At 57.3% G+C, this 15,868-nt stretch carries 16 protein-coding genes and 1 pseudogene; 11 read left to right on the top strand and 6 right to left on the bottom strand.

Going from position 1 to position 15,868, the window contains the following annotated elements; genetic code table 11:
• Positions 1–80: 80 nt before the first annotated feature.
• From M5B97_RS00300 to M5B97_RS00285, 4 genes are all read right to left on the bottom strand, one after another.
• Complete coding sequence (locus M5B97_RS00300; RefSeq protein WP_248730355.1) at positions 81–2,393, bottom strand: FdhF/YdeP family oxidoreductase; 2,313 nt, start codon at positions 2,391–2,393, stop codon at positions 81–83.
• 285 nt (positions 2,394–2,678) lie between these two features.
• A complete protein-coding gene (locus tag M5B97_RS00295; RefSeq protein ID WP_123718756.1) occupies positions 2,679–2,918 on the bottom strand; it encodes a hypothetical protein in 240 nt (79 codons plus the stop codon).
• Positions 2,918–3,172: a DUF6555 family protein gene (locus M5B97_RS00290; RefSeq protein ID WP_248730354.1), complete on the bottom strand. Its 255-nt coding sequence runs from the start codon at positions 3,170–3,172 to the stop codon at positions 2,918–2,920. Before M5B97_RS00290 ends, M5B97_RS00295 begins: the two co-directional genes overlap by 1 nt.
• Before the next feature lie 101 nt (positions 3,173–3,273).
• Entirely contained in the window at positions 3,274–3,555 is a 282-nt protein-coding gene (locus M5B97_RS00285) for a hypothetical protein (protein ID WP_123718372.1), read from the bottom strand.
• Between the two features lie 242 nt (positions 3,556–3,797).
• Between M5B97_RS00285 and M5B97_RS00280 the strand changes: the two genes are divergently transcribed.
• Positions 3,798–4,862 carry a M42 family peptidase gene (locus M5B97_RS00280; RefSeq protein WP_248730353.1) on the top strand — a complete coding sequence of 355 codons (1,065 nt, stop codon included), beginning with the start codon at positions 3,798–3,800 and terminating at the stop codon, positions 4,860–4,862.
• 6 nt (positions 4,863–4,868) lie between these two features.
• Here M5B97_RS00280 and M5B97_RS00275 read toward each other — a convergent pair whose 3' ends face one another.
• Complete coding sequence (locus M5B97_RS00275) at positions 4,869–5,150, bottom strand: hypothetical protein (protein WP_248730352.1); 282 nt, start codon at positions 5,148–5,150, stop codon at positions 4,869–4,871.
• A 246-nt stretch (positions 5,151–5,396) separates the two neighbouring features.
• On the opposite strand from M5B97_RS00275, the pseudogene M5B97_RS00270 reads away from it, so the two are divergent.
• Positions 5,397–5,813 (top strand): annotated as a pseudogene (locus tag M5B97_RS00270) (aldehyde dehydrogenase); the annotation flags it as partial.
• A gap of 399 nt (positions 5,814–6,212) precedes the next feature.
• Here the strand turns inward: M5B97_RS00270 and M5B97_RS00265 are convergent.
• Positions 6,213–6,818 (bottom strand): cation diffusion facilitator family transporter, encoded by a 606-nt coding sequence (locus tag M5B97_RS00265; RefSeq protein WP_248730351.1) that lies wholly within the window; start codon positions 6,816–6,818, stop codon positions 6,213–6,215.
• 205 nt (positions 6,819–7,023) lie between these two features.
• On the opposite strand from M5B97_RS00265, the gene M5B97_RS00260 reads away from it, so the two are divergent.
• The 9 genes from M5B97_RS00260 (at position 7,024) to M5B97_RS00220 (ending at position 15,834) form a co-directional block, all read left to right on the top strand.
• A complete protein-coding gene (locus M5B97_RS00260; RefSeq protein WP_248730350.1) occupies positions 7,024–7,233 on the top strand; it encodes a hypothetical protein in 210 nt (69 codons plus the stop codon).
• 301 nt (positions 7,234–7,534) lie between these two features.
• Positions 7,535–8,476 carry a hypothetical protein gene (locus M5B97_RS00255; protein ID WP_248730349.1) on the top strand — a complete coding sequence of 314 codons (942 nt, stop codon included), beginning with the start codon at positions 7,535–7,537 and terminating at the stop codon, positions 8,474–8,476.
• 29 nt (positions 8,477–8,505) lie between these two features.
• Entirely contained in the window at positions 8,506–8,904 is a 399-nt protein-coding gene (locus M5B97_RS00250) for a hypothetical protein (protein ID WP_103494130.1), read from the top strand.
• Positions 8,905–8,928: 24 nt separating this feature from the next.
• On the top strand, positions 8,929–10,245 hold the full coding sequence (locus M5B97_RS00245) for a hypothetical protein (RefSeq protein ID WP_134657232.1): 1,317 nt from the start codon (positions 8,929–8,931) through the stop codon (positions 10,243–10,245).
• On the top strand, positions 10,245–11,309 hold the full coding sequence (locus tag M5B97_RS00240) for a polyprenyl synthetase family protein (protein ID WP_103494128.1): 1,065 nt from the start codon (positions 10,245–10,247) through the stop codon (positions 11,307–11,309). The genes M5B97_RS00245 and M5B97_RS00240 overlap by 1 nt, the downstream gene beginning before the upstream one ends.
• Before the next feature lie 22 nt (positions 11,310–11,331).
• Positions 11,332–12,966, top strand: a complete 1,635-nt coding sequence (locus M5B97_RS00235) for a hypothetical protein (protein ID WP_248730348.1) — start codon at positions 11,332–11,334, stop codon at positions 12,964–12,966.
• Between the two features lie 9 nt (positions 12,967–12,975).
• Entirely contained in the window at positions 12,976–13,686 is a 711-nt protein-coding gene (locus M5B97_RS00230; RefSeq protein WP_103494126.1) for a hypothetical protein, read from the top strand.
• Between the two features lie 19 nt (positions 13,687–13,705).
• Entirely contained in the window at positions 13,706–14,821 is a 1,116-nt protein-coding gene (locus tag M5B97_RS00225; protein WP_103494125.1) for a hypothetical protein, read from the top strand.
• 71 nt (positions 14,822–14,892) lie between these two features.
• Positions 14,893–15,834, top strand: a complete 942-nt coding sequence (locus M5B97_RS00220; protein WP_134657230.1) for a hypothetical protein — start codon at positions 14,893–14,895, stop codon at positions 15,832–15,834.
• The last annotated feature ends 34 nt before the right edge of the window (positions 15,835–15,868 follow it).

Raw genomic sequence — 15,868 nt, 5'->3', positions numbered from 1 at the left:
GCAACCTGGCGGGCGCCGTCGGCACAGTTGTTCATGGACCTGTATCTCATCGCCACGGCGCTGCAGGGTGATGCTGGCGTTTATCCTGGGTGAGTCGGCGACGCGCTGAGCCGCACCGGTACCGATTTGGCGGCAGGCACCTTGCTGCGTTCGGCATGGTGCCAGAGCGGCACCAGTGGATTACATTCAGGGTAGTACGCGGCGGCGCAGCCTTCGGGAATGTCGTAGGCGATGATTTCGAAGGGGCCGACCTGGCGCTTGACGTCCGGCTCGATGGCCGTGGTCAACATCACGTGCTCACCGACCGCAAAACCCAGGCGCACGATGTCGTTGCAGTGCATGAAGATTACTTCGCGGGTGCCGCTGACCCCGCGAAAACGGTCGTCATAGCCATAGATGGTGGTGTTGAACTGATCGTTGCTGCGCAGCGTCATCAGTTGCAGGACATCCCGTGCCGGTTGCGCAAGGTTCACGTCGTCATCTTCGGCCAGGGTTGTGGGCTTGACGAAAAGGGCTTTGCCGCTCGGCGTCAGCCACTTGCGCTGCGCGGCGGCAATCGGACGATGGAAGCCGCCAGGCTCGGCCATGCGGGTCTCCATATCGTGGAATATCTGCGGATAGATCTGCCCGATGGCTGCCCGAACCTTGGCATAGTCGGTGCTCCAGGCATGCCAGTCGATCGTGCAGGCAGGGGAGAGGGTGGCCATTGCCAGCCCGGCGACGATGCTGGCTTCGGCGCGCACCTGTGGGCCGACGGGTTCACTGCTGCCACGCCAACTGTGGATGCAACCGGTGCTGTCTTCGGTGGTATAGGCTTGCGCCACTCCGTCCTGTCGGTCGATTTCGATACGCCCCAGGCTCGGCAGCAGCCACAGGTGACGCGCAGGCAGCAGATGGGTGCGGTTGAGCTTGGTAGCGATCTGTACGTTCAAGTGCAACCCTTGCCACGCGGGCTCCATGCGCGAGGTGTCGGGAATCGCGCGCAGGAAGTTGCCACCCAGGCCGATAAAACCGCGTACCTGACCGCTGAGAATGCCCTCGCATGCATCCACCGTGCACAAGCCCTTTTGCTCGGGCACCTTGAACCCGAAGTGCTGTTCGATCAGGTCCACCGGAACTTTTTTCGGGTCTTCGGTGATACCCACGGTGCGTTGCCCCTGCACATTGGAGTGGCCGCGCACCGGGCAGATCCCGGCGCCCGGCTTGCCGATATTGCCGCGCAGCAACATCAGGTTCACCAGCATCTGCACGTTGGCCACGCCGTGTCGATGCTGGGTGAGCCCCATCCCGTACACGAACATCACGCGTCGGCTGTGGGCATACACGGTCGCGGCCGCTTCCAGTGCGCCGCGCGTCAGCCCGCTCTGGTGCTCCAGTTGCGTCCAGTCACAGCTGCGCACATACGTGGTGAAGGCTTCGAAGCCCTCGGTGTGATTGGCGATGAAGTCGTAGTCGAGGACCGCCGGGGTGCCTTGTTCAGTGGCGCGGTCATCCATTTCCAGCAGCGCCTTGGCAATACCGGCGATGGCCGCCGTGTCACCGCCAATGGACACCTGATGGTACTGGGTGCTGATCAACGTTGAGCCGGGCGTGAGCATTTCACTGGGTGACTGCGGATTGACGAAACGCTCCAGGCCGCGCTCACGCAGGGGGTTGAAGGTGATAATGGGCACATCGCGCCGACGCGCGTCCTGCAGCTGATGCAGCATGCGCGGGCTGTTGCTGCCGACGTTCTGGCCAAAGAAAAACAGGCAGTCGGTGTGCTCGAAGTCTTCCAGGGTCACAGTGCCCACCGGCACGCCAATGCTTTCCTGCAACCCCACCGAGGTGCTCTCGTGGCACATGTTGGAACTGTCGGGCAGGTTGTTGGTGCCGTAGGCGCGCGCGAACAACTGATACATGAAGGAGGTCTCCAGTGAGGCCCGCCCGGAGGCATAGAACACTACGCTGTCGGGGTCCATGGCCTTGAGCTGCGCGCCGATTTCCCGGTAGGCGTCCTCCCACGAGGTTTCCCGATAATGGTCGGTGGCGGGGTCGTAGCGCAGCGGGTGGGTCAGGCGGCCATGTTGTTCCAGCGCATAATCGGACCAGGTACGCAACGCGCCGAGGCTGTGCTCGGCGAAGAACGACGGGTCTGTTTTCAACGAGGTCAGTTCCCAGGCGGTGGCCTTGGCGCCGTTCTCGCAAAACTCCAGTGCATGGGGTTTTCCGGGCTTGGCCCAGGCGCAACTTACACAGGCAAACCCGTCCGGCTTGTTTTGCTTGAACAGCGCAGCGGGCGCCTTGGCCAGTGCCTGTTCCCGCCATAGGATCTGCATCACCGACTTGGCCGATCCCCAACCGCCGGACGCATTGGTGTAGGGCTGGTAATGGCTCTTGGGATAGATAAGCATCGGGCGCTCCCGGGCATTGGCTGGATACAGTTGGGACGGGCGGGGCGATGCAAAGGTTCGAGTAGATTGCTGGATGGGCGATGCCGTCTGTCTGCGTGGCTCGACATCAACTGGGACGACTGAGCGCAGCGACACATCAGCACATCAGCGGACCCGACAGTCGAGCGTGTTTGGGAGACGGATGTCGATCAAGGAGGCGTCGCTCCCCGGCGGGCCTTCAAACGACCCTGAGTCAGGGGCGTGACAGTCAGCTGACCGCCAGCCCCGTTCCCGGCAGGACGACGGTTATTTTCGCATCGTACGATGGATGCGCATCCACTCTCGATACGCCGCAGTGCGTTGCGCATCCGCGAGCTTCTTGGCTTCGGTGAAGCGCGCCCATGTCTGCGCATCACCGCTGTAGGACTCAATGATTTTGTACGCTAGCGCATCCAGTCGATCGGCTTCGAAAAACATCTGGTTGTTGCGCGCGACTTGGTCATCTCGCTCTTGTGTTGTTGTGTAACCAAGTGTCTGGCTGTGGATCATGTCAAGCCCTCCGCCCACTGAATCTGCGCCGCACTGCTCCAGCGTACCTGGGTTATGCCGTATTTTTCCGCCATGGGTTTGGAGACACGCTTGAGGGCTTGTCGACCAAATTTGGGGATAATGGCTACCCCTGCATCGCAACTGGCCCAATGCCAAGCCTCGGCATTGTTCATCTGCGACGCTCGCACGATGAATGATTTCGGCTCGCCGTGAAGCTGATACTCGATAGTGAATAGATCGTTGTGTTTCATGAGGACTCCCTATGCTCATGAAGTACAGATATTTGACGTCAAAAAAAATTCAAAGTAATTGTTCGACAATTCGATAGGTGAGCGCGGGCGCTCACGCCACCTCAATCATCCACCGTGAACGCTACCCAACCGGGCGCATCCACAGGTCGCTCGATCTCGACGATGACACCGCTGACAGACGAGCCGTCGGGCAGGTTGACGGTGACAAAGTTGGGATGGCCCGGCCAATCCAATGGGGTATCGAAGTTCAAACGTGCAATGGTCGGCTTGCCACTGCTGGTCATCCGGATCTCGACTGACTCATTCAGGCGCTCATCAGAGGGCGTACCCAAATGGCGCGAAGCCGTAATCACGCTGGCAGTACCTTGGAAGTCGTAAGACATGCTGGGTTACCTCATGTAAGGGGGCCGTTGCTCCCGAGTTCGTATGTTGCGATAGAGAAGGGCGGGCCCGTGATCGTTCAATCCAAATGAGCGAGTGGTGCGGTCGATTGGCGTTTGGTTGCAGGCGTTATCGGTTTGCGGGGCGCCCCGACATCCGCTTGAACACTGATGGGTTTGAACGGTCGTCTTTAGCGTGGCGTTGACAGCGCACTCACTTATCCGCGAAGGAGGGGAGTCATCCCATGCAAAACACCGAAAATCCATCTTCGGCATTACTCACCCAGCTACTGCGTGCACGCGGGCCGGGTGGCCAGGAAGACGAAGTCCGTGCCATTTGCCTGGAGAGCCTGCAACCTCTGTGTGACGAGGTCTGGGTTGATCCAGCGGGGAATGTCGTCGGTTTGATCAAGGGCAAACAGAGCGATGGCAACCGTGGCCGTGCAGTTAAAGTCATGGCGCATATGGATGAGATCGCCATGGTGGTCAAGCGTGTCGAAACCGATGGCACGCTGCGGGTGACGGCGCTCGGTGGGGCGAACCCCGTCAACTTTGGTATGTGCCCCGTGGATATCCTGGGCGATGCGCACATCATCCCGGGTGTGCTGTCATTCGGCTCAATGCACGTCACTAAAAATACGGCGCAAGGGGCTGACGTGCTGGCGGGCAACGTGCACTGGAACGACGTGCATGTAATCACCCGTTGTACGGTCGAGGCATTGCGCAAGCAGGGCGTTCGACCTGGAAGCCGTGTGGTGTTGAGCCGTCATTGGCGCGAGCCATTCCGGGTCGGGGACGCGATTGCCGCGCACTTCCTGGATGACCGCGCACCTATCGCCGCCGTATTGCACGCCGCCCAGCTCCTTCAACCGCGCCGGCATGCGCTTGCCGGCGATATCTACCTGGTATTTACCACGCTTGAAGAGGAATGCAATGCGGGCGCCATGTACGCCGCAGCGACACTGCCTGGCGATACCACCATCGCTGTAGAAGTGGGGCCCATCATGGAGGAATACGGCACACGCCTGGGCGTTGATCCGATCATTAACACGGGGGACCAAAAGGGCTATTACACCCGATCCGTCGTGACGGACCTGGCAGCTGCCGCCGAGCGGTGCGGCTACAGCCCTCAATATGCATTGTTGGTGGATTTTGCTTCGGACGCGAGTGCCGTGATGAGTAACGGGACTTCCGCCCAAGCCGGCTGTGTGGCCATCCCGACGGAAAATACCCACGGTTATGAACTGATCGTGGAGGGCGCGATTGAGGCATGCGCGGCGACACTGGTGGAGTTTCTGGCAAACGCGTGAAAGGGGTCACTGGCCTGCGGTGTCGATGTCCAACAGCAGGTCGCCGTCGGGCATCAGCTCAGCGTGTTGCACAACGCCACGGTAGGCGCTGCCGTCCCATTCGAAAGCAATCCTGTGGGCATGTTTCAGCTGCTCCGGCCATGGCGGCGTGAGACGTAGTTGGACGCTGGGGGCTTTGCTGACCATCTGCGCCATGCATTCGCTGGTGAGTGCATTGACCCCGAACAGCGTGTCCAGCAGGTATTCAATTTTGATTGGTTGTGGAGTTGCGTTAATAACGTTCGGCATAGAGGTTCCTCGTTTATCAACTGTACAGATGAAAGCAGGGAAGGCTGCCCAGATACTGAACAGAGATATCCAGGGACGGATAATTCAGTTTTTTGCAATTATGAAGTCATTGTAAAAGGTACCGCTCGTCAGTCATGACGCGATTTTCTTGAACATACGATTTGCTCTTTCAGACAGATTAAACATGTGCTGGCGAAACTTCTTTCGTCTTGCCACTGGGAGAACATAATGAAAGCCATCGTTTACAAAGGCACCGATCTTGGTTATGAGTGCGTCGGTTACCAATGCTGCGACCGCCATGGCCATGAAGCCAACCACCTCACCATGAATAATCTCGTGGCCTCCACCAAGGCGACTGGCGGAATCGGCGTCGTCGGCGTGTTCGTGCCGCAGGACCCAGGTGCAAAAAACGAGCTGGCGAAGGAGGGCAAGATGGCCTTCGATTTCGGCGCATTCTGGTTCAAGGGGCAGCAGATCCGAACCGGGCAGGCCAATGTCAAAGCCTACAATCGTCGCTTGGCCGAGCTCATCCATCACGGACGCGCCAAGCCCTCCCAGATTATCTCTCACCGCCTCAAACTCGCTGAAGGCCCAGACGCCTACAAGCATTTCGACGCGCGGGACGAAGGCTGGACGAAGGTTGTACTCAAGCCTGCAGCTTGAAAACGAACGGTTAACTACTGCGGGCCTGCTACCTCAAGGTGTTGTTTTTACAAGGAGGAGGGTGGGGGCTGCGGGCCGCACGGTGTGAGGTGTGAATGCTTCATCACCGTGACGGTGGCAATTTATATAGCTTACCGACAATCAGGAGAACGATTATGAAAAGGTTCTATATGTGCTTGGGCTTGTGCAGTGTATTCATGCTTCATGGATGCTTTGATAATGCCGATAATGCTACGAAGAACAATTCCAGTGGAACCAAGTCTTCTGTGCAGATGCAGGAGGGTAAGGCCGACGAGAGTAAGTAATAGTGGTGTGGGGTTGTATTATTGATTAACTCAACTAAATGGTTGTTTAGTTGAGTTATTACTGCAGTTTATTTCTTTTGAGAAGTAGCGATGTTCAAGCCTCAGCTGAAGCGTGTTCATTCCGTGCAGCTTTCCAAACGGATTTTGCAGCATCTGCGTTCATGATCGCGATTCCTATACCTACTATCAAATCCGGCCAGCCAGAGAACCATTGAAAGGTCACAAGGCCTGCAATGATGATTGCGACATTGGCAAATGCATCGTTTCGAGCAGACAGAAAAGCGGCTCTGCTTAGGCTGCCACTGTGATGACGAAATTTGACCAGTAAAAAAGCGCAGCTCACGTTTATGGTCAACGCGCCAAGGCCTGTAATAGACAGAAGCCACGGATCGGGAGGTGTTGGAGCATTAAATTTCTGCCACGCAGTCCAGAACAGAGCAAGAGCAGGAATCAGGAGAACGCCAGCTAAGACCATGCCTATTCGGGCTCTATTACGTAGTGACCAGCCAAGCGCGCCGAAGATTAAAAAGTTTATTGCGGCATCTTCCAAAAAGTCGACACTATCAGCAAATAATGAAACTGAGCCTATACGTTGGGCAACGCCAAACTCCACAAAAAAATAGGCCAGATTTGCTAGCCCGACTATGGCTACGGCACGGCGTAGACCTGTGATGCTGGTATGAGATGGTGAAGCATTCATTTTTGCCTGGTTCTCGGATGAGCTGAGACGTTGTTCCGCACAAATAGCCGCCAAGCAGTTTGACAGTCAGTCTGTGAAAAATCTGCGGATGCCCGGCGAGCACTCCGTTCAAATTTGAGGCGCTATCGGTCAGAGGTGGAGTTTCTCGCAGGCGTTTTTTTCACGAATGGATTTTCCCTGGAGCATGTTATGACAGAGCCGATTTATGATTATGACCCAGCTGACTCGCTGGTTGATTCAGAAGGCATGGCAGTCTTTTTGGCTGACGCTTACGACACAGGTGACGCGGCTTACATTGACGAAGCGATGGTCGTTGTCTAACGCGCCAAAATCCGTATCAATGCAGATGAAGAAGCGCAGCGGCCATCATCCTATTCGCGAGAAATTCGGCCTGGCCAGCCTGATCATCTGGTGAAAAGCATCAAGCAAGAGCCCCACAAGGAGATTGTCTAGGTTCGCATAATGTATATTATGTTAAAAGAGGTGCTCAGCCGTCTACGTGCTTCTCTGAATTGACTCTGCGTTCACTGAGGTTGCGGCAGCTGTCGGGCGTCGTTTTAACAGCTATCTTGTGTTCGTGTGCGCCCCAATGAGCACCGCTATCGTCGCCTACAGAAGAACAAGTTGAATTTTCCCGTTTGAAAAAGGTGGCTTTTTAAAAACCTGCTACATTCGAGTGTGAGACGGATGCTCACATACATTAGGAAGGTACAGGGATGACCAATTTCGACGCGGCCGCAGGCATTAGCGTGACGGAGCTCAACACCTTGTTGGGCGAGTATTACAAGAACGCTCCTAGCACCAACGACCCATTCAAGGGTAGCCTGCCCAAGACCCTGCCGAACCTCGGAGCTGTGACGCTGACTTGGGATGTCGGTGCTGCGCCTAGCCTTATTTTTGGTCCTCCCACCCTGGATATCTGGAATGCCGCGCTTGCGCCGAACGGCAAAGCCAATGGCGCCCAGAGCATCCCTTTGCCCAGTTTGCCGATGGTCCAGCTCACCTTGCCGACGCTGACGGCCAGCTACACGCTGGGTAGTGCGCCCTCCGTAGGCGGTACTGCCCCGAGCGTGGTGGTCTATGCAACGCTCACCTTTAATCCGGGAACACTGGCACTCGACCTGGTAGCGGTGTCATTGGACGAGAGTCGTTTCTCCACGTGGGACAAAGCCATATTCAACCTGATGCTGTTGCCACAAATTTTCGCCTCTGCGAATCAGGCGCTGGCAATCGTGCACCTGCCCAGTCTCGATTGGAAAGGTGTGACGCTCAATCCTATACAGCTGCAGTTGACTACAAGTTATTTGCTCGGCGCGACGACGCTTACCAGCAACACCAGTGCGCTTGATATTGAAGGAGTTACCTGGCCCACCGATGACGTGTTCGTGATCGCCAGCAATACGTTACTCAACACGGCAATGGCTACCTTCTTGCAGCCTTACCAGGGGCATCCATTCTCCGATAGCGGCGACTTCAAAAAATTGGCCGATTGGAGCTACAGCGGTTCGATTTCCTCGCTATCGGCCACAGTCAAGCAGGTGGCCCCATTGACCATCAATGCGCAACTGAGCGCTTCGCTCAATGCGAAGGCCACCCTCACCGCGGCAGGCATGGCCCTGGCAGCGGCAGGTTGTGCCATCGGTGCGGCCCTGCTGTAACCCTCAAAATCCTTGCCGGAGCAACGCGCATGTCGAGCATGTTTGATTACGATGTCTCTATCAGCCCATCGCCTGCCGAAATCGACCTGACCGTGGCAGTCGATGGCGTCGCCATCAGCGCGACTATAACGTCGGTGCCTTCACTGACCTTTAAATTGACGCCGACTGGAAACCTGGTCCAGAAGATCCTGTCCGCAGTCGCATATCCCATTGCGACTCTCATTGCGTCAGAGGTCAAGGACAAACCCAAGGACGCGTTGCAAGGGAAAGTCGAGCCCATCGGCTCTGTGCCCAACTACGATACCAATGGTATCCGCATCGCCCCCAGCGCCCTGACCTTTGGTAGCGTCAGCATTGGCAACACCCCGATGCTGAAAATCGTCGCAAAGCTGGCGATCACCACTCCAACCCCCTCTTCCAGCATCTGATCTGCCTACGAGAGCACTCATCGCATGCCTACTATCGACGACTTCCTGCCGAAATTGACGGCGGCCTCCGGCCCGGCCTCCTTGACCGCTACCCTGCCCCGGCAATTTTCGGTATCGGCTTGCGGCCCCTATCCGCTGGCCACTCACGTGGACATTCCCGGCAATGCCAACGGCGGCGAATTATTACTGGCATTCAGCGACATATCCGTGTCGCCAGTGAAGTTGGTATCCATCGTTCCCGACCGTGACGCCAGTCGTATCGTGGTGACCCTGGCGCCGATGCAACTAAGCGGAACCTATGACCTGTTCGGCCTGGAAAGTGCGAGGGTGCAATTGGATACCGGCGGGTTGATGGCGCCGCTGACCAGTTTTGCCATTGGTGCGGGTACTGCTGATGATACCGATCCACCGACTATCACCGAGAAACAGTATGACCAGCTGCAGCAAGCCAACGATCAGCGCACCCAATTGAATCAGACTGCAAACGGTCGCTCGCTGCTGGATACATTCAACCAGCACAACGACGTCTATACCGAGATTTTCAATACCAATTCGCAATTGCGCACGGCCTGGATAAGGGGTGGTGCCACCGCAGAGATGTCCGACTACACGTCGCTAGCGCTGGATACACCGGGTATGCCGGTAAATCCGCAGGACAAGCTATTCGGTACTCAGCAGTGGTCCTACAACAGAAATGCTTTCACGCAGAAGCTTCATGTCTATTACGCTTGTCAAACGCCCTACCCCGATGCCGCGCTGGCCGCGTTGAGCTTTCAGGCACAAGTTTCGACCAACACTCAAAACACGCAGCAGACGGTGGTGCCGATGACCGCAGCTTCTGTTTACGACACCGTCAATACAGCCCCACCCGTGAGTCAGGCAAATCTCCTGTCGCAGACCCAGAGCCTGAGGGAGGCGCTGTCGCGGATTGCCGACAATAGCCATGACGATACCGATCTGGATCTATGTGTCCAGCACGGTTTTATCATGGACGCCGACACAATAGTGCGTGTGCAAGCCATCTATGCCGAATCATTGCGTCTGCATGATCCCAAGCGCCGCTTGCCTCTGCATAGCGGACCATTCTCCAGTTCGCTCGCCGAAAGCCGCTTCGTCTTCACCCTCAGCGAGCAGCCTGATGGCGCGCTGACGCTCAAGTTACAACGCAGCAGTTTGAGCGTACCGACACTGGACCTTGACAGGGCGCAGTGGCAGGGCCAGGCCGGTGAGGTCGCGCGTTCGCGCCTGGGCAACGCCAACTTCATCCGAGGCATCCTCGAAGACCGCATTGCCAGCCAACTGACTCGCGTACTGCGAACGCTGGCCAGCCAGGAGGCATGATGTCGGCAAGCAATTCCATTGCCGCTGTCATCCCGCAGCGGCCGATAGCATCGTCGGCATCAGTGTACGCGCGCATCAGCGAAGAACTACTGGCCGAAGACCTCGTGCGCTTCCGGCAAGAAGTTGAGCTGGCGTTGCAACCACAGGCGCCCTATCTCACCGACGTTGAACGGCAAATGTTTGCCGGCGGGAAAAAGATACGTCCGTTGGTCATGCTGCTGTCGGCACGGCTAATCGCGCAGGACGGGGCTCTGCCCGACAAGGTCTACAAAGGCGCGGCATCGCTGGAGATGCTGCATGTGGCCACCTTGATCCATGACGACATCGTCGACGAAGCGCAATTGCGACGCGGGCTGCCATCGGTGTCGGCGGCTCGCGGTAGCAAGACCGCACTACTGATCGGCGATCTGCAATTCGTACAGGCACTGCGCGGGTTTGCCACGGCGGTGGATACCGAGCGCGACATGACCTTGGTGCGGTTGGTGCTGGATACCGCGTTCGATATCTGCCGGGGCGAGTTGGACGAATTGGATCGGACCCTGCCCGATGATCACGATGCACGCCTGGCACGCTATTACCAAACCATCGACCGCAAGACCGCGGTCTTGTTTCGTCTGGCCTGCCAGGGGGGTATCGATCTGGCAGGCGGGCGCAGCCGTGACGCGCGCCGCGGCGGCTTCTTCGGCCGCGCCCTGGGTCGCGCGTTCCAGATCATGGACGATGTGCTCGATGTGGTGGAGTACGAAAGTTCGGCGGGCAAGCAGTCAGGTATCGACCTGTCACTGGGGCGACTGTCGCTGCCGCTGGTCTATGCGATGGAGACGCTGGGCCCGACACATGCGATCAGCAAATCACTGCGCGAAGGCACGCCATTGAGTGGTCATCTGTTGGGCGATGCATTGGACGACTTGCGTGATTGCGGCTGTATCGACAAGGCCTACGCGGCCGCCCGGCGCGAAGCCTTGCAGGCGTTGTTCTATCTCGAGCCATTTCCTCCAGGCCGATATCGCGATGCTCTGGAGGAATTGACGCTACACGTCGTTGATCGGCCATTGAACGGCTGAAACCGCACCTAACGGAGCACCTATGAGCACTTTGATGAGCTTTTTTCTCGACACCCTGCAACCGTGCCTCAACGACCCGGCCAATGCCAAGTTGTGGCTGCCCAGGCAACTGGCGCAGATGAAGGGGAGCGATGGCCATCTGGTGCTGCCGCTGCATGCCGACCAGCAGGATCTGGGCTATCTGACCGGCGACAACGGCAGCTATATCGCCGAGCAGTTTGCCGAGAATTGGTCCATCGTGAACCAGCAAGATTGCGTGCCCGATCCTAACAAGCAGTATCCGCACCTGAGCCTGTCAGCAATACAGGTGGACGGCTTGCAAAACATCTTCGTCAATCCGTCGGCCTCCACACTCACGGGCCAAGGCTACTCCATCAGCCTGCCATTGCTGTTCAATTACTATAACGCCTCCTCAGGGCAGAAAGACTTGCCGCAGCTTACGATGTCCGGCAACTATCACATCGACCAGTCCCTCCTGATCGGGGACGCTCCCAACACCTCGACCACTGACATCATCGGCACCGGTGCATTCAGTGTCGTGTTCAGCGAAAGCATGTTGAACGCGCAGGCCAGCTTGACCATCGAAGGCAGCGCCGCAATGCGTTCGCTGGCCATCGCGGTGAGCGAACTGCAAGTTACCGGCGTGCAGGGCGGTCCGGTGAAACTGAACTTCACACAGCTCACTCTGGATGGCGACTTTACGGGCAAAGATCAGTTAATTGAAACGATCAAGGACGCGCTCAACGATCCCGAAGGCCAGGCAGCAATGGTCGGCACGTTAAGCAACATGTTGAATTCGCCCTCCAACCTGCAAAGCGTCAACAACATGCTCGGCACACAGACCGAGAGCCTCATGTCCAGTGTGTTCGGACCACTCCCTGCCCAGGGCATGCCCGGTGACGACAGTGGCCAGGACGCGGCCTCACCCGTGGACCTGTTCCTGTTCGATCGCATGCGCGTGGCGTTGAACGAAGCGGACAGTAACTGGTATCTCCCGTGGCAGCTTGCGTCCTCGTCGGATCCGGTGCTGGAGCCTTATTCCAACCCTCAGGTCAATGTACCCGATCAGACGCTCGGGGGCCTGAAGTACACCAACATTCAGTTGACTAACCTGACGCTCACGGGCGGTTCAAACGCTCAAGCCCCGCTGGCGGCGGTCACGCTCAGCACACCGCGGATCGCCGCCACGCTCAATTTCGGCGGGCTGGCGCAAGGGCCGGTGCGTCAGCTCGATCGGCCAGGTCCGCCGGTAAGGCAGCCTGTTCCGCCGGCGCCGCCGCTTAAAGTGAACGCCGGGTTCTCGCTGACCCAGCAAGGCATCAAGCCCGTCCCACTGGTGGGCACCCTGACCGCGACCCTGGTCAACTTGCAGAGCGCCCTGACGATCACCCCATCAGGCGCCGACGTGAATGACTTGACGCTCACGATCAGCGATATCAGCGCACGTCTGGACAGCGCCCAGATAGGTGTGTCGGTGACTCTGACGCCTCACGACGCCGCACTTGAACAGATCATCGGCAGATTGTTCCAGAAACCCGAAGTCCAGTCGCAGATTGCCAACGCGTTGAACAACGCGCTCAGCGCTCAGGCGCCGCAACTGTCCGAAGAGTTCAGCCAAATCGCGCGTAAAGCCATCCTCAACCAACTCAACAGCTAGGGGAACACCATGTCTGACAGTCAACTCGTCCAACTGCTGGAAAACATGCTATTGACGCCCTCTTCCGACTTCTACCTGTCCAAGATTCTCTACAACGCGGACGGTAGTGCCCTGGACCCACGTACCATCGCCGCAGTGGATCTGGGCTCGTTCTCGCTCGAAGGGGTTCCAATCGACATCGTTATCAAGAAACTGAATATTCGCGGGTTGAGCAACAGCCAGGTGAAGTTCGATAGTGGAACCAACCCCGAGATCGTCGTCGACGGCAGCACGGTGACCTTCCATGCCAAACAGCCCAACACGCAGGACGGGTATCAACGGCCCGCCACCGTACCCAACCAGATTCTGGCCAATGGCGAGCTGCATGTCACGCTGGACCACAGCGACATGCCGCCTGGCACCATCAGCCTGACCATCAACCATGTCGATGATTTGACCGGTGTCTTCAGTGCTACCGAGGCGGTGGATGGACAGCTCGATACAACAGTCGTCAACTTCAGCTCGTTATCAATCAATCCGGTCATCGGTAACGGCAACCTGACGATCGTCGTCGACCTGGACACGGTCTTCAAGGCCACCATCAACCAGTTGCTCAATGAGGACGCCAACCAGAAGAAGATCATCGACGCGCTCAACAGCGAGATCTCCAATCCCGATCTGCTCGCCAGCCTGTCGCAGATCGCCACCCAAGAGGCCCGCAAGGCCTTGGCCAATATCTGATCGACAAGGAGTCTCGACCATGTCCACCGACTTCATCGCGGGTCTTTCGCAATCGCTGTTGAACAATGCCAGCGAATCCATTTTTCCCACTGTAGGGCCAAAGCTGGGCGACACCACAAGCATCCCCGAAATAAACGCCAGCTTGACCTGGAGCGTGTCAGCACCACCGAAATTCGCTTTAGCCGCCAGCGGTAGCGGCCAGACCTTCCTGGTCAGCATGCCAGTGGACCTGACGGTGACAGTGACCGGCCAGGATCCCACCAGTAGCACGGTTGGCGCCAATGCCAGCGCACGGGCAACGATAAATGGCAACGGTGTGGTGCGTTTGTCGGTTACCGATATCAGCTTTGTCACAAACGATCCATTCGTGCTCGGGGTCCTGAACGCCAAGAAGAGTGATATCGCCAGCAAGGTGGACAGCCTGATATCCGCTATCTCCATACCGTTGGGGCCCATCAACGGTATCACTTTTGCCGGATACGCCCTGCTGATCGAAGGCGGGAATGCCTATGCGGCAGGCGGACTGAGCTCGCCGGTCGCGATCAGCCAGAAGCAGCCCCCGGCGGATGGCGGCTTCAACCTGGTACTCACCGAACCGCTGATCCAGCAGGTTGTCGCCAATCTGTGGTGGAGCACAGTACAAAAGACCTACTCGGCCAGCGGTGCTGTCGTACACCTGAACAGTTACAGCGCTTCGGTCAATAACGGCAATCTGACGCTGACGCTCAATCTGAGCGGTGAGTACAGCTTGGGCCCGGCAGACTGGGATATCTCCATCAGTCCGGTCACCGCGACGCTGCAAGTGGTGGTGGATGCACAACGCAACATCCGTATAAGCGGAGGCAATGTTTCCCGCCCCTCGGTCAGCATCACCCCATCCAATTTCTGGGCGTGGATGGCGACGTTGGGCGGCGGTGTAATTTCCGCCATCACCCTGGCCATCCTCAATGATGTAGTCGAAGGTCAGATTCAGGAAACGATCCAGGGACAGTTGACTCAGAGCCTGCTGCAAATCCCTGATCTAAGCGGCAACTTCGAAGGCATTACCCTTAAGGTGTCGCCGCAGAATCTGAACATCACGGGCGTAGGCAATCAGATCCTGCTGACAGGCACCGCCAGCGTCACCGCCTACTGAGCGATGTTCCGGCGGTGCCTGCGCAGGCACCGCCGGGATACCGTAATCGCCATCACATGGAGTGGACGCCCATGCCCGAAATCGCCGATTACATGTCATGGAATATCGAAAGCCTGTCATCGAAGAAGTGCGCCAAGGACGTCTTTCGCAACGTCAACGTTGCGGCCTGGATAGCCGTGCTGATTGACGAGATGCAGGCCAGTGTCATCGGTGTCATGGAAGTAACGCTGGGCACAGGCGAACAGGCCGTGCAAGTACTGGCCCAGGCCATCAACGATCGCAAGAAGCTTGTAGGCTCAGGCAGTAAGTGGAAGTACGACGTGTCGCAGCGAAATATTGAAGTGGCCCATACTTTCGCCCGGCGCGCCGACAAGTATGCGTTGCTTTGGGACGACGCAAACATCAGCGTCAGCAATATGGCCGTCGCCGCCAGCACCAAGGTGATCTTCGCTGACCGAAATCCACTGTTCTGGAACATGCAGGCCAGAACCGCTGGCAAACCCAAGGAGCTCAACTGCCTGCTCTGGCACGCCCCACAACCCAAGTATCACAAGAAAGATGCGACCATCAAGCTGCTAGCAGATCTGACCACCGAGATCGAGATCAACAACGGCAACGCGACCTTTTTGATCTCTGGCGACTTCAACTACGACACTGCCAAAGCGGCTACCTATGCGCCTCTGACCAACCTGAAGTTCTCCGGCGTATTCGATGGTGAAAAAACCACCCTTACCTCCTTGAAGTCGTTCGTCAATGACATCGCCAATCGCGAAAAAATGATACAGCAAGGCGATGTTGACGACGCCTTCCTGGCAAGCGCCTACGACAACATATTCATCCGTGGCATCACCTCCAATTGGGAGCTCAAGGTCTGTGTTCCCAACGTCATCCTCCAGGAAATCATGTACAGCTTCACCTTCATGACTGTCACCCGCATGCAACTGCAACTGGCAATGAAGAATGCCAAGATCATCAGCGACCACATGCCTATCGTAATGACTCTCGAAGAATAACCGCAGCGAACTTCGCTCTCTGATGAAGAAATGG

This window comes from Pseudomonas sp. MWU13-2517 (assembly GCF_023242545.1).
Lineage (GTDB): Bacteria > Pseudomonadota > Gammaproteobacteria > Pseudomonadales > Pseudomonadaceae > Aquipseudomonas.
The sequence above is the reverse complement of the archived record's forward strand: the minus strand, read 5'-3'. Positions and strand labels throughout refer to the sequence as shown.